Source organism: Arcicella sp. GW822-FHT02H01 (assembly GCF_058802005.1).
Map to the genome: position 1 here is coordinate 2,888,842 of NZ_JBXANT010000001.1, position 15,091 is coordinate 2,903,932.

General features: G+C 35.8%; 14 protein-coding genes. 7 read left to right on the forward strand and 7 right to left on the reverse strand.

Translation table 11 applies throughout. From position 1 onward, the window contains the following. Positions 1-240: 240 nt before the first annotated feature. From AC1RNE_RS12275 to AC1RNE_RS12290, 4 genes are all read right to left on the reverse strand, one after another. Positions 241-948, reverse strand: a complete 708-nt coding sequence (locus AC1RNE_RS12275) for a head GIN domain-containing protein (protein ID WP_492801244.1) — start codon at positions 946-948, stop codon at positions 241-243. A 210-nt stretch (positions 949-1,158) separates the two neighbouring features. Beyond that, positions 1,159-2,361, reverse strand: coding sequence for an anhydro-N-acetylmuramic acid kinase (locus AC1RNE_RS12280; protein WP_492801245.1), 1,203 nt, complete (start codon positions 2,359-2,361; stop codon positions 1,159-1,161). A gap of 291 nt (positions 2,362-2,652) precedes the next feature. Continuing rightward, a complete protein-coding gene (locus AC1RNE_RS12285; RefSeq protein ID WP_492801246.1) occupies positions 2,653-2,898 on the reverse strand; it encodes a hypothetical protein in 246 nt (81 codons plus the stop codon). 63 nt (positions 2,899-2,961) lie between these two features. Continuing rightward, complete coding sequence (locus tag AC1RNE_RS12290) at positions 2,962-3,525, reverse strand: hypothetical protein (protein WP_492801247.1); 564 nt, start codon at positions 3,523-3,525, stop codon at positions 2,962-2,964. Between the two features lie 200 nt (positions 3,526-3,725). Between AC1RNE_RS12290 and uvrA the strand changes: the two genes are divergently transcribed. Beyond that, positions 3,726-6,614, forward strand: coding sequence for an excinuclease ABC subunit UvrA (gene uvrA / locus AC1RNE_RS12295; RefSeq protein ID WP_492801248.1), 2,889 nt, complete (start codon positions 3,726-3,728; stop codon positions 6,612-6,614). 38 nt (positions 6,615-6,652) lie between these two features. Here uvrA and AC1RNE_RS12300 read toward each other — a convergent pair whose 3' ends face one another. Beyond that, positions 6,653-6,865, reverse strand: coding sequence for a hypothetical protein (locus AC1RNE_RS12300; protein ID WP_492801249.1), 213 nt, complete (start codon positions 6,863-6,865; stop codon positions 6,653-6,655). A gap of 223 nt (positions 6,866-7,088) precedes the next feature. On the opposite strand from AC1RNE_RS12300, the gene AC1RNE_RS12305 reads away from it, so the two are divergent. The 3 genes from AC1RNE_RS12305 (at position 7,089) to AC1RNE_RS12315 (ending at position 11,399) form a co-directional block, all read left to right on the forward strand. Beyond that, a complete protein-coding gene (locus AC1RNE_RS12305; RefSeq protein WP_492801250.1) occupies positions 7,089-8,288 on the forward strand; it encodes an MFS transporter in 1,200 nt (399 codons plus the stop codon). 287 nt (positions 8,289-8,575) lie between these two features. Continuing rightward, positions 8,576-9,943: a sigma-54-dependent transcriptional regulator gene (locus AC1RNE_RS12310; RefSeq protein ID WP_492801251.1), complete on the forward strand. Its 1,368-nt coding sequence runs from the start codon at positions 8,576-8,578 to the stop codon at positions 9,941-9,943. A 130-nt stretch (positions 9,944-10,073) separates the two neighbouring features. Then, complete coding sequence (locus tag AC1RNE_RS12315; RefSeq protein WP_492801252.1) at positions 10,074-11,399, forward strand: sensor histidine kinase; 1,326 nt, start codon at positions 10,074-10,076, stop codon at positions 11,397-11,399. Between the two features lie 53 nt (positions 11,400-11,452). Here AC1RNE_RS12315 and AC1RNE_RS12320 read toward each other — a convergent pair whose 3' ends face one another. Continuing rightward, positions 11,453-12,031 (reverse strand): NAD(P)H-dependent oxidoreductase, encoded by a 579-nt coding sequence (locus tag AC1RNE_RS12320; RefSeq protein WP_492801253.1) that lies wholly within the window; start codon positions 12,029-12,031, stop codon positions 11,453-11,455. A 76-nt stretch (positions 12,032-12,107) separates the two neighbouring features. After that, entirely contained in the window at positions 12,108-12,494 is a 387-nt protein-coding gene (locus AC1RNE_RS12325; RefSeq protein WP_492801254.1) for a DoxX family protein, read from the reverse strand. A 131-nt stretch (positions 12,495-12,625) separates the two neighbouring features. On the opposite strand from AC1RNE_RS12325, the gene AC1RNE_RS12330 reads away from it, so the two are divergent. From AC1RNE_RS12330 to AC1RNE_RS12340, 3 genes are all read left to right on the forward strand, one after another. After that, entirely contained in the window at positions 12,626-12,964 is a 339-nt protein-coding gene (locus AC1RNE_RS12330; protein WP_309922928.1) for a winged helix-turn-helix transcriptional regulator, read from the forward strand. A gap of 164 nt (positions 12,965-13,128) precedes the next feature. After that, a complete protein-coding gene (locus AC1RNE_RS12335; RefSeq protein WP_492801255.1) occupies positions 13,129-14,406 on the forward strand; it encodes a hemolysin family protein in 1,278 nt (425 codons plus the stop codon). Positions 14,407-14,456: 50 nt separating this feature from the next. Next, positions 14,457-15,083 (forward strand): hypothetical protein, encoded by a 627-nt coding sequence (locus AC1RNE_RS12340; RefSeq protein ID WP_309922926.1) that lies wholly within the window; start codon positions 14,457-14,459, stop codon positions 15,081-15,083. Positions 15,084-15,091: the final 8 nt, after the last annotated feature.

Below are 15,091 nucleotides of genomic sequence, written 5' to 3' on the forward strand. Positions count from 1 at the left end.
AAATGATAATACAGGTTAGTTGGAGGAAGATCGGATGTATTAAAATACTAATGCTTAGAAGTACTTACATAACGAAGAATAGGGGAATATTATGCGGATTCTTGGTAGATTTTGTTTGGAATATTTTAAGCTTAAAAAAATATATTCACAAGTCGGTGTCAATGAGAGGAATAGCTTTACTAACAATAAAAAAGTCAGTCCAAATCTGAACTGACCTTTGAATCCTAAGCAAATAGCAATTTATTGTTTATGAATATCTGAACCACCTGAAGAGCTTGATTTTACAACTCTAGCATTTCCTTTGTGATATACGTCGCTACCACCAGTAGCAGAAATACTGATTTCTTTTTCAGCCCATACATAAGCGTCAGAACCACCTGTAGAGGATACACTGCAATAGCTTGTTTTTAATCCAGTAGCTTTTAAATCACTTCCACCTGTTGAAGTAGCTTTAAATACAGTAGCAGTACCTGTTAAAATAACATCTGACCCTCCTGTTGAGTGACACGTAAGTTCGTCAGCATCTACTTCTAGTTTAACATCTGACCCACCTGTTGCACTTACATTCAGTTTAATTAAATCTAATTTGTTTTCTGAATAAACATCAGAGCCACCTGTAGCAGAAATACTCGTAATGTCTTTAATCGTAACGTACACTTTTACTGGTTTTGAATTCCAGTTGAACCAACTCCATTTAGAGTTTTCAACATAGATATTCAAGCCTCCATCTTTAATTTCAGTAATGATATTATCTTGTTTGTCTTTATCAGCACTAACCGTTACAGATTCAGCACTTCCTTGCTTGATGTATAAATCAATACCACTGGTAACACGAATCGTTTTGAAGCCCGTAATTGAGCGGTTTTCTTTAGTCGTTTGTGCCGAAACCTCAATAACAGAGATGATGGTAACAAGTAATATTAAAAGAGATTTAGTTAAATTTTTCATAATATGTTAATTGATTGTGAATGAGTAAATTGTGAGTTAGTGATCCGCCACCGCGGTGGTAAATAGATGATTAATATCGTTCTCTAATATTGTTTTGATAGCGAAATACCATTTACTATAATCGTTCAACGTGATTACCTGATTTCGAAATGAAGTAATCACTTATGCTCAATTCTCTCATAAGATGCAAAGCAGTCATTAAAGGTTGCACTAGTTAGGAAAAGAAATTTTACCCATAGATACTGATGGAATCCCTTTTCTAGTACCAAAGTCAGATTCGCCCCCTGCTACGGTTTCATTCGCTAAAATAGCGAAGAGTACGGCTTCTTTAGCATCGCCCGAAATACCTAAATCGTCTGTTTTAAAGAAATTGGCAGGAATCAATTCTTTTAGCCATTGTACTAATAAGGGATTGTGCATTCCTCCGCCAGAAAGATAGATATTGAATTCTGCTAAAGATTGTGAACCTACAGCCCAATGAATGGCCTCGGAGATGGTTTCAGCACTAAAACGGGTAAGCGTAGCCAATAAATCGTTTACTGAAATATTTTCAGTCCTACTGATTACCTGAGCATTTTTGACATAATCAATACTAAATAATTCTGGGCCAGTGGTTTTTGGGAAAGGACTAAAAAAGAAATCATCGGCCTTTAATACTTCAAGTAATCTAGCATTTACGATGCCTTCTTTAGCAATATTGGCATCTTTGTCATAAGCCATTTCTGGGAAATAAAATCTTGTAAATGCATCTATTAATGTATTCCCCGTCCCCGTATCGGTAACAAACACTTCTTCTGGGTTCATGCTGGCAGGTAAGAATGTAAAATTGGCAATACCACCCATATTAAGCATAATACGGTTTTCGCCTTTCTTACCAAAAATATAATAATCGCCATATACGGCTAATGGAGCACCTTCGCCTCCTGCGGCAATATGTTTTTGTCTGAAGTCTGAAAGCGTAATAATATTAGTTTTTACTGCAATATGGTCGCCATCACCAATTTGTAAAGTAGCGTTGGTGAACATTTCCTGTTGATGTAAAATTTTAGGAGCGTGCATAACGGTTTGTCCGTGCGAAGCTACTAAATCTACCTCTTCACTCGTAATATTCCACTTTTTTAAGCAATCCAATATCATTTCGGCATGAAGTAAACCAATCCATTCGTTCAGCAAAGCAAGGTGCTGAAAGTCAATCGTTTTCTTCGCAAATACTTTCCTGATTTCAGTTTTAACGGCATCAGAATAATCTGCGGTTTCAAAATTTAGAAGGGTTACTGCGGTGTCTTCGCCACTACCAGTTATTTCACAAAGGGCTACATCAAGGCCATCCATTGATGTGCCTGACATTAGACCAATAATTTTACGAGAAGATTTTCCTGCTAGTTGATAAAGTTTTTGTACGTTTTTATTCATGGATTTTTATATTGAATGAATATTAGCTATTCTATTATTATAGAGGGCTTAAATACCTCGCTAATATATTTTTTGCCCGCAGATTCACGCTGAAAAAATACGCTAATGATGCAGATTATTAAATATCACATAATCTCTAATAATCTGTGTAAATCAGCGGTTTAAAATCTCTGCAATCAGCGGGTAAAAAAATACTCGTTGATTCACGCTGAAAAATACGCTGATGATGCAGATTATTAAATATCACATAAGCTTCTACAATCTCCGTAAATCAGCGGGTAAAAATCCCTATTATTTTTTCTCAACCAATTTACTAAATCTAACCTTCATCACATAAGTCAGAAGGGTTAAAATAATTAAAGCAATGATACCTTCTTCAATATGGTTTGAAGAATTATTGGCTGGGTCTGCATACCAAATATAAATTAAAAAGGCGATTAGGATAGCCTCAACTACAATAAATAAAGACAAGATAGCTACAACCGTTGATAATAAAAGAGGACGAAGTTTATCAAAAACCGATTTCTTATTTTCCATTGTCAAAAAAATAGGCGGATTCAAAACCCGCCTTATATTATTTCTTATTATATCATTAATGCATTAAAAGAAAAAGCCACCCACTCTAAGTACTAACGGACTTCCATAAGGAGAATTAAATTTATCGTAAGTCAAATTATACAAAGCAGTAATTTGGAAACCTCCAAAACCAATGCCAATACCTGCTAAAGTTTGAATAGGAAACTCATAAGACGTTCCCGAGTATTTATAATAATATTTTTGTACTTCTGCTTGAGCAAACATATTTGAAGCAATATTATCTAAAAAATGTAAACGATATTGTCCAAAAACACGTGGCCCATATTGATTCTGAGATACGCTGTATGCTTTATAATACTGGTAGTCGAGAGCAAAGCCAACAATAAAATCATTAGTAGCTTGATAACCTACCATTGGTGAAACTCCAATAACTGTTGGGGTACCAAACTGCAAGCCATTGAGGCCTCCTCCAAATTTAAGTCTTTGTCTGAAAGGTAAATCTCTTACATCTTGTTCTTCGTCTAAATCCCGAACAGAACTATCTTGTTTGATAACAACAGGAGCTTGTGAAAAAGAAGTGGTATAAGCAGTTATAGAAATTAGAATAATGAAAAGTAATTTTTGCATGGTTATAATTTATTAGTTTCTTAGAAACATTGATAGAATCCGCTAATTTAACGCAAAGATTAGCTATTTTCTTGTAAAGCACGAAACAATCTTTTTAGAAAACGTGTCTGATTATAAGGAGGTTCATTTTTTTGTCTTTTCTGATTACTTGATGACCTCAATGCAAATTTTAGCAAACCAGAATTCCTTATCTTTGTTTCATGAATAATACCGAAATCATCGACCAGAATCATATCGCTTTTGAAGACCTTGACCCCAAGCGTAATATCATTATCAAAGGGGCAAGAGTAAACAACTTAAAAAATATAGATGTTGCCATTCCTCGCAATAAACTAGTAGTGATTACAGGCTTGTCGGGTTCAGGGAAATCTTCCTTGGCTTTTGATACCCTCTTTGCAGAAGGGCAACGGATGTACGTAGAAAGTTTAAGTGCCTATACGCGTCAGTTCTTGGGAAGAATGGAAAAACCTGATGTTGATTACATCAAAGGCATTTCTCCTGCTATCGCCATTGAACAAAAAGTGTCGAGTAAAAATCCACGCTCTACCGTAGGAACTACTACTGAAATATATGACTACCTAAAGCTACTTTTTGCTAGAATAGGCATTACTTATTCTCCTATTTCTGGCAATGAAGTAAGAAAAGATACCGTTACAGATGTTGTCAATTATTTGTTTACCAAAGAAGAAGGACAAAGAGTAATGGTGCTTTCGCCCTTGTATTTAAAAGAGGGAAGAAAGTTGGCTGAAGAAATGAAAATTTTACTTCAAAAAGGCTATACGCGTATTGTGATTGATGGCGAAACCAAATTCCTAGAAGAACTTTTGGATGATAAAACGGCACTCAAAAATCTGCCAGCCATAGATTTATTTAGCAATAATTATAAAATTCTGATTGACCGTGTAGTGATTAAAAAAGAAGCTGACGGCCAACCCGACGAGGAAACACAGTTCCGTTTGTCGGATTCTGTACAGACAGCTTTTTTTGAAGGAAATGGTACTTGCTTTATCGAAATTATTGGTGACGAAACTAAAACATTCTCTGACCGCTTCGAGGCCGACGGATTAGTTTTTGAAGAACCTTCTTTAAATCTCCTCAGTTTTAACAATCCCTATGGTGCTTGTAAGCGTTGTGAGGGCTTTGGAAGAATTTTGGGGCTAGACCCAGACCTAATTATTCCAGACAAAGGCATTTCTGTGTATGAGGGAGCAATAGCCCCTTGGCGAACTGAAAAAATGAGCGAATGGTTGGTGCCATTATTGAAAAGTGCCACCAAGTTTGATTTCCCTATTCATCGCCCTTATAAAGATTTAACTGACAAGCAAAAAGAATTACTTTGGACAGGCAATGAATATTTCCACGGACTGAATGAATTCTTTGCGATGTTGGAAAAAGAAACGCACAAAATTCAGTATAGGGTAATGTTGTCGCGTTACCGTGGGCGTACTACTTGTCCAGACTGTAAAGGGTCTCGCTTAAGAAAAGATGCAGGGTATGTGAAAATTTCAGGTAAATCAATCATCGATTTGGTACTGATGCCTTTGAGTGATGTAAGCGATTTCTTTCAAAATCTTGATTTGCCCGATTATCAATATGGCGTTTCTAAACGAATTTTGATAGAAATTGAAACTCGTTTGGAATATATGGAGAAAGTAGGGTTAGGTTATTTAACCCTTAACAGATTATCGTCAACTCTTTCTGGAGGTGAGTTCCAACGCATTAAATTAGCAACATCGTTAGGAAGTGCTTTGGTAGGATCAATGTATATCTTAGATGAACCTTCTATTGGGTTACATCCACGAGATACTCAGAGATTAGTATCTGTATTGGAATCATTACGAGATATGGGTAATACCGTCATTGTGGTTGAACATGAAGAAGAAGTAATGCGTGCTGCCGACCAGATTATTGATATTGGTCCTGATGCGGGAAGTAATGGTGGAAAATTGGTTTTTCAAGGAAACTGGGAAACCATCAATAATATTGATGCAAAGGCGAATCCAGATGCTGGATTTTCGCATACAATCAATTTTCTGACGGGTAGAGATACGATTGAAGTACCTAAATTCCGCAGAAAATCTACAAGCTTTATTGAAGTAAAAGGAGCTTATGAAAATAATCTCAAAGACGTAAATGTGAAATTCCCTTTAGGCATTTTGATTGCTGTGACAGGCGTAAGTGGGTCAGGGAAATCTACATTAATCAGAAAAATATTATATCCAGCCCTAGGCCGTCATTTAGGTACTTATACAGACGAAGCAGGGAAATATGCAGAATTTAGCGGAAGTATAGGCAAGATTGAAGCTGTAGAAATGGTTGACCAAAATCCAATTGGTAAATCGTCTCGCTCTAATCCTGTGACCTACGTGAAGGCTTATGACCAAATACGCTTATTGTATTCTGAGCAACCTGTTGCCAAAGCCAGAGGATATAAACCTGCCCATTTTTCATTTAATGTAGAAGGAGGGCGTTGTGAAACCTGCCAAGGAGAGGGCTTTGTGACGATAGAAATGCAGTTTATGGCAGATGTAAAACTGAAGTGTGAGTCGTGCGGAGGAAAACGTTTTAAACAAGAAATTTTAGACATCAAATTCAATGATAAGGACATCGCCGATTTGTTGGACATGACCGTTGATGAAGCCATTGAATTGTTCAGAAAAGATCAACCAAAATTAGCCGACAAACTATTGCCTTTACAGGAAGTAGGGCTAGGCTATGTGAAATTGGGGCAGTCGTCTAATTCATTATCAGGCGGAGAAGCCCAAAGAGTAAAACTAGCGAGTTTCTTAGGCAAAGGCAATCCAAATAAAGGAAAAACACTTTTTATTTTTGATGAACCTACCACTGGGTTACACTTCCATGATATTAAAAAATTACTAAAGGCCATCAACGCATTGGTGGAACAAGGCGATTCGGTCATTATTATTGAGCATAACATGGAAGTGATAAAATCATCTGATTATATCATTGATTTAGGCCCAGAAGGTGGTGAAAAAGGTGGGTTTGTTACCTTTGAAGGAACACCCGAACAGATGGTGAAATTAGAAGGAAATTACACCGCTGATTTTTTAAAGCAAAAGCTTTCGTAATGATGTTTTTTTAATCTTATGGCGGTAAGATAAAAAAACTAATAACTACGTTGGTGGTTAGATGATAATTGTTGTCGATGTCGGATTAGTTCTTGATACGTAATCGTTCTTAACATCCCAATTTTAATCTTTCGTTTTAGTGCGTCGGTTTCAGATTTATAAGTGTTCTGTCCTTTTAATAACTCTTCGGCGATGTTTGTCACTAAGGCTTCAATTGAATCGACCTTTAGTAAAAGTGGTTTTCTGTTCATCGAATTTAAGGGTGGCTAAAGTAAATTACGTATTCAAGAGAAGTAAGAGTCGTTAATTATGAACATAAGTTAATATTTTTGTTTGAAAGAAAAATGATTTTTCGCCATTTTTTTTTGCCAAACAACCCTGTTTTTCTTTTTTAACCTAAAAATGCTATTGAAATCGTCCTATTTTTTGTTTTTTTAATATCAAAATCGCAGTATAACAAATTGTTTACCCATAATGTTTGCTAAATCTATCCAACTCTATCGAAATGCTTATTTAGGTTTGCCCAAGTCGGTATGGTTGCTGTCGGGAGTAATGTTTGTAAACAGAAGCGGGACGATGGTCTTACCTTTTCTATCATTGTATTTAACACAGAAGCTTCATTATAGCGTAGCAGATGCTGGAATTATCATGGCAGTGTATGGGGTAGGGGCTTTGTGTGGTACTTTCTTGGGCGGAAGACTTACCGATAAAATAGGTTTTTATTACATCCAGTTTTTTAGTTTACTATTTGCTGGTGTTATGTTACTGGTGCTAATGCACCTTACTAGTTTTTATGCTATTTGTATAGGCGTATTTATTTTTACTACATTGGGCGATAGCTTTCGACCTGCCAACGCTGCCGCATTAGCCTATTATAGTGAACCTCAAAATCGTACTCGTTCTTTTTCTTTGAATCGTTTGGCTATCAATTTGGGCTGGTCTATTGGCGGAGGAATAGGAGGGATTCTTGCTGAAATAGATTATGATTTACTTTTTTGGGCAGACGGCATCACTTGTATCGTAGCAGCTATGCTATTGAAATTGTTGTTGAAAGTGCCTGTAAAAGTAAGCCATAAAACGAGTGAAATGACGATAGAAAAACCTGTAGTACGCTCACCTTACCGTGATACTGTATATTGGTTTTTTGCTCTTTGTGTTACGCTCTATGCCATTTCATTTTTTCAATTGTTTAGCTTAGAACCCCTCTATTTTAGAAAGGTGTATCATTTGCCTGAATCTCAAATCGGATTATTGATGGTTTGTAATGGCTTAATGATTGCATTCATAGAAATGATATTGGTGCATCAATTAGATGGTAAGTTTTTGAAAACAAACCTGATTGCAATAGGAACATTATTGACGGCTTTTTCATTTTGGATATTCAATGTTTATTTTGCCGTAAGCGTTCTCTGGATTTCTATTATTTTGAATACCATTGGAGAAATGTTTGCGATGCCATTTATGCAGAGTTTTTCGATAGAACGTTCAGATGAATCTAACCGTGGACAATATATTGCGATGTATTCGATGTGTTATTCTTTTGCACAAATTTCTTCGCCAACGATTGGGGCTCAATTAGCCGAACATTTTGGATTTACTACCTTATGGTATGTAATGGGTAGCTTTTGTATGCTGTCGACATTAGGTTTTATTTATTTGAGACGATTGAAATAAAATCTGATGCAACCTTTAGGGGCAATATTGTATCTTTGAGTAAGGTGTTAGCTTTTAGTCATCGGCTTTCAGCCATTGGTTGTCGGTTTTCAGCTTTCAGTCATCGGCTTTTGGTTATCGGTCGTCAGTTTTTCAATTGTCCATTTTTGGTTTCTAGTCGTTGGAAAAGATAAAATTGATTACAGCAACAATAAAAAAACTGATAGCTGAAATCTCATAACTCAAAGCTGTGATAGCCACTATCCGAGAGCTGACAGCCACCAGTTATACCGCTAAATAAATTTAATATGTCTCTAAAAAACGCCAAAATATTAGCCATCGACGATGACCCAGACGTACTGATTGCTGTTAAAATGTTGCTTCGACCAGAAGTAAAAGAAATCGTTACCGAGAAAAATCCAGAACGTATTCAATCATTATTGGCACAAACCCAGTTCGATTTGATTCTGTTGGATATGAATTATAAAAGCTCGTTGAATACTGGAAACGAAGGTATTTTCTGGCTTAGGAAAATTAGAGAAATTAATAAATCTGTAGCCGTAATAATGATTACAGCCTATGGAGATATTGATTTGGCTGTGCGTTCAGTAAAAGAAGGAGCGACAGACTTTGTATTAAAACCTTGGAGGAACGAAAAACTATTAGTTACGATTGAGGAAGCTCTTGAAAAATCAGCTTTAGAAAATCCCATCTCAAATAAAAACAAAAAAACTGCATCTCCGATAAGTACCAACTCGTTACTTGGTAAAAGTGAGGCCATGCAGGATATTTTCTATAAAATTGAAAAAATTGCTCCAACCGATGCCAATATCCTGATTTTGGGTGAAAACGGAACAGGAAAAGGCGAAGTAGCTAAATTGATTCATCAAAAATCATTAAGAGCAGGCAAACCTTTTGTTCATGCTGATTTAGGTTCGTTGACTGAAAGTTTATTTGAGTCGGAATTGTTTGGACATAAAAAAGGAGCTTTCACAGATGCACGAGAAGACCGTGCTGGTCGTTTTGAATCAGCTAATAAAGGCACATTGTTTTTAGATGAAATCGGGAATATCTCTTTGCCACAGCAAGCCAAATTGCTGACAGTCTTACAAAACCGTGAAGTAACCCGTTTGGGTACCAACGCTCCAGTACCTATTGATATTCGCTTGATTTCTGCAACCAATGCTCCTATCAAGGAAATGTCGGCACAGAATCAATACCGTAAAGATTTAATTTATCGATTGAATACCATCGAAATTACGTTACCTCCGCTTCGTAATCGTGGAGACGATGTAGTAATATTAGCCGAATATTTTACCAAAACCTATGCACAGCAATATCATAAAAACCTCCGTGAGATAGATGATAAAGCAAAAGAAAAATTGCGTAAATATGCTTTTCCAGGTAACATTCGTGAATTACAACATGCCATTGAAAGAGCAGTAATTATGTCGGACGAACAAGTATTAACGGCTCGTGATTTAGATTTGAGTTCTTCGATAGAAAATCCAATCAGTATTGTTAACGAAAGCAATACTTTACGGATAGATGAAATGGAAAAATCAACTATCTTGAAGGCTATAGAAAGGCATGACGGAAATATTACCAAAGCTGCTCGAGAACTAGGTTTAACCCGCACAGCCTTATACCGTCGGTTAGGGAAATATGATATATGAGCTTTGAGCGGTGAGCGGTCAGCTTTGAGCTTTAATTGCACTATCTTCTGCTTGCTTAAAATTAGGTTGATAAAATCTCAATACTCATAGCTCACAGCTCAATGCTCATAGCTACTTATTAAAATTACTTATGTTCAAACTCAATCGCTATGAAGTCAGTCTGACGCTAAGGGTACTTTTGCTATTAGCAAGTATTACTTTAGCAGCATTTTGTATTGTTAATGAAAAATTTACCCTATTGTTTTTCATCGGTTTAGTACTGTTTTTTCAAATCCTGAGTTTTGTACAATTCATCAATAAAACCAATACCGAACTTACTCAATTTATAGAAGCCGTTCAGTACCGAGATTTTTCTTTGCAATTTGCTGAAAAAAATGCCCCTGTTTCTGTACGCCAACTCCGTAGAGCATTCAATCAGATAAACGGAACGTTTAAACAACTGTCGTCTGAACGCGAAGAACAATATCAATACCTCCAAAAAATCTTAGAATTAGTGGATACAGGTATCTTATCTTACGACCAAAACGGCGAAGTAGGGTGGATGAACGAGGCATTCAAAAGGATGTTAAGTATTCCTTATTTAAGAAACATATCTTCCTTAGAAAAGCGAAATCTTTATGTTTTTCAGGCCATTAGTTCTTTAAATAGTGGCGAAAATCAATTGGTAAAAATAGACCAGAAACAAGTGCTGTTAGCCAAAACCACGTTTTTAAATGATGGGAAATTAACACATTTAATTGCTTTCCAGAATGTTAACGAAGCCATTGAAGATACCGAAGCACAGGCTTATCAGAAATTATTGAGAGTAATGACCCACGAAATCATGAATTCTGTAGCACCGATTGCCTCTTTGGCTGAAACGATGGAAGGAAGATTGAAAAAAGGTCAAAATGCTAACAATGCACAATTGCTAGAAGACATTACTTTGGGAATTTCGACCATCAAAAAACGGAGTGCTAACTTATTGAAGTTTGCCGATACTTACCGACAACTAGCCAAGGTTTCCATTACGTCTTTTTCAGTTTTTTATATCAGAGATTTATTTGAAAGTGTAGAAATTCTGCTTGAAAACCAAATAGAACAGAAAAACATAGAATTTGATGTCATTTTAAAAGATTTTGATTTACAAATAGAAGGTGACTTGGCTTTGATAGAACAAGTAATTATTAATTTAATGATTAATGCCATAGATGCCGTAAAAGAATCAGCTAATCCCAAAATCGAAATAGGAGCTTACCTCAACCAACAAGACAAAGTAGTGATTGAAGTAAAAGATAATGGAATCGGGATGTCGGTTGAATTAATGGATAAAATCTTTGTGCCGTTTTTCACTTCCAAAACCAATGGTTCGGGTATTGGTTTAAGTTTATCAAAACAAATCATGGCATTGCATAAGGGAAGTATCACTGTCAATTCAGTAGAAGGACAGGGGACAGCTTTTAGGTTGTCGTTTTAATAAAGAATAATAAGTTTATTTGAGATTGTTTTTAGTATAGTACCCTCAATAAATTATGCTCCCTTCATTCCCAAATTATACACTTTTTTCAACCATTGCTCACGAAAATCAGGTGTTGAATCTCTTATTGGGGCAATATAAGTCACTTTTACGGGACTGATTCCACAAAATTCAAGCGTTCCTTTTTTGAATTGATTGAGGGCTGGGCTTCGCATAAATAGCCAGTCATACCAGCGTGGAGTATCAGTAGTAATGATAATTCTTGCCGTTTTTCCCTTCAATAGTTTTTTAGGAAATGGGCTTCCTTCAATAAATTCAAAAGCAATCCCAGGCAAAAATGTCCTATCAATAAAGCCTTTCATGAGGGCAGGATAGCCATACCACCACATCGGGAAAACCCAAACGATATGATTAGCATTTTTTATCTTATCAATTGCATCTAACAGGTCGGGTTCTAACTCAACACGTTGTCTGTAACCATGTTGAAGATTAATATTAAAATTCAAATCTCGGATATTAATTTCTGTCATCTCAACATCGGTTTTGCTAAGTCCTTCCTTGTAAGCATTTGCCAATGCATAGTTGAAGCTTTCCTTATCAGGATGCCCATTAATAATTAATACTTGTTTCATGTTTTTTCTACAAAGTTAGACACAGCCTAACTTTGTAGAAAGGATATTTGTCGGATAAAAAAATGATTTTTGTAAACTATTCAGAAGTCTTTGAAGGATAAATAATAGGTATTGATAGGAACACTTCCTTATTTCTTAAAAACATTGAAACCCAGAGAATAATTAGAAAAATGGAAGAGGCGATGACCTGTCCCCCAGCTATTTCTAAACACAAAGCTCCCGCAAAGTAACAGCTGGCTAATAAGAACCCTATTTTGTTGGTTTTAGGATACATGAATAATCCAGCAATGATTAATTCAGTTAGGCCAAGGACAGTGATGTAATTACCAAAGCCCATTTTGGTTAAAAATTGCATCACAGATTCGGGTTCTACTCCAATAATTTTCATTACTCCGCCCATGATAAGTACTATAGAAGGAATCGCCATTAGTATAATGGAAAAAATGCGTGTTGTTTTATTCATCTTAATTTTATCGGTTAATAATCGACCAAAATTAGTTACATTTACTATCCTTGGTATAGTACTATCCGTTTGGATAGCACTATCCAAATAGATAGTAACGCAATAAGATAAAAGAGACAACGAAAAATAAAATGCTGACACGGGAAGGATGCCCTCAGAATGTACTTGCTATCAAAGATGCTTTAGAAGCATTAGAAGGTAGATGGAAATTGCTAATAATGCTATCTCTATCAACAGGGAACAAGCGTTTTACGCAAATATCAAAAGAAGTGTATGGCATTACGGATAAAATGCTTTCCAAAGAATTGAAAACGTTAGAAGCGAATAAATTGATAAAAAGAGAGGTTTTTGATACTTTTCCACCCACGGTAGAATACTCAATTACAGCGCATGGTATGTCCATTCAGAAACTTATGGACGAATTATATCATTGGGGGTTAGCTCACCGAAAAGTAATCATGGGGAAATAGTTTAGGTATAAAACATGGATTCAAACACCCCTTCATGGCAAATAACAACCAATATTCATGATATTAGCTATAAATTTGTCTATTAATCTTTAACTTTAGAAGATATATAACACACAATAGGTAGTCTTAAAAGCAAGCATTCAGCCTACTCTCATTCCCAAATTATGGAACTCCTTATCATTTTTGTTTTAATTTTAATAAATGGTATTTTCTCGATGTCTGAAATAGCATTGGTTTCTTCTCGAAAAGCGAGGCTTGAGGCTTCTGCTAAGAAAGGAGACAGTAATGCCAAAATTGCTTTAGATATTGCCAACGACCCAAACAGATTTTTCTCTACCGTTCAAATAGGTATTACATTGATTGGTATTTTAACGGGTATTTTTAGTGGAGAAAAAGTAACTAACGATATTCAAGCATTTGTAGCTCAATTTACTTTATTAGCCCCCTATCAACATACTATTGCCGTTGCCATTGTTGTATTATTAATTACGTATTTTTCATTAGTTTTTGGTGAATTAGTACCCAAACGTATTGGACTTACTAATCCTGAATTTATTGCTAAGGCGGTAGCACGCCCCATGAATATTCTTTCTTTAATTACTTCACCATTTGTTTGGTTACTTACTTTTTCTTCTGATTTATTGATTAAAATACTTAATATCAAACCATCTACTGATAGTAAAGTAACCGAGGAGGAAATTAAGGCAATCGTACAGGAGGGAGCAGACAGTGGCGAGGTACACGAAATGGAACAGGATATTGTAGGCAGAGTATTTAGTTTGGGTGATAGGAATGTGTCTTCTTTGATGACTCACCGCAATGACTTAGTATTTATAAAACTGTCTTATTCAGCAGAACGGATTGTGGAGGTTGTCAGCGAAGAGTTACATTCGTTATATCCTGTTTATGATAAAGATAAAGACCATATCATAGGCATTGTTAGGCTCAAAGACTTGTTTTTACCTTTAAGCAAACCTGATTTTAATTTACAAGCCTATTTGCAAGCACCCCAGTTTATCATGGAAACAGCTTCGGCCTATCAGGCCATGCAACGATTCAAGGATAGTAGGGTACATTATGGAATTGTGATTGATGAATATGGGCAAACACAGGGTATTGTAACGCTTAATGATTTGCTTGAATCGCTAGTAGGGAACGTTTCTGACTTTGACCATGAAGGCTATCGCCTAGACCATCGAGCGGATGGTACTTGGCTTGTAGATGGACAATACCCTTTGGCTGATTTTCTTCAATATTTTGAATTGAGTGAATACATTAGCGAATATCCATTTAATACGTTAGCAGGACTTTTATTGAATGAATTAGGACAAATTCCTCAGCAAGGTGATACTATCATTTGGCAAAATCTGATTTTTGAAATCATTGATATGGATGGTGCTAAGTTGGATAAGGTTTTGGTGAAAATGAATACTGAAAGCTGATTGCCTAGAAAACTGTTTCTACAGCTACCTACAAATAATTAAAAGAAAATATGACAAATAAAATTATTGCAGAAAAGTACTTTGGTATTCTGGCGACAGTTGATTGGAATTCTAATCAATGGCAAGCGGAGTCTACTGAAGAGGATTTGAAAAATTCAAATTTTGGATTCACCAAAGAGCATGGCATCACCTATACTTCATTGAATTTTGCTCATGAGGTATATCCGACAGATGAAAATGACTACTATGCAGGGCTACTGCCACAATTATGGACAAAAACACCCGATAAAGAAAATGCAAAATTGGTAAAAATTGTATTTATCAAAGCTAAAAACTGGGAAGATAAAAAGAACTACATCGTAGGTTTTTATGCTTTTCCTATCTTTGAAAAAGGGAAAAAGCCATCACCGATTGCATCATTTACAGAAGATTTCGAGACAAATATAAAAGCATTACCCAAAGACATCCACATCCTTAAAAACTATATATTATTCGAAGATGAAGATGTAAAGAAGTTTATTCCTAAAGGAAAAAAGGTAGGGCTAAGAGGGTTCAATTATTTAGAAAAAGATAATGTATACAGTATTCTGGATAGAATGTCGAGTAAAAACTCAGATGTAAAACTACAAGGAATAAAATACAGGATTATCAAAACGATTGATGCGATAGAAAGATAACACGCACA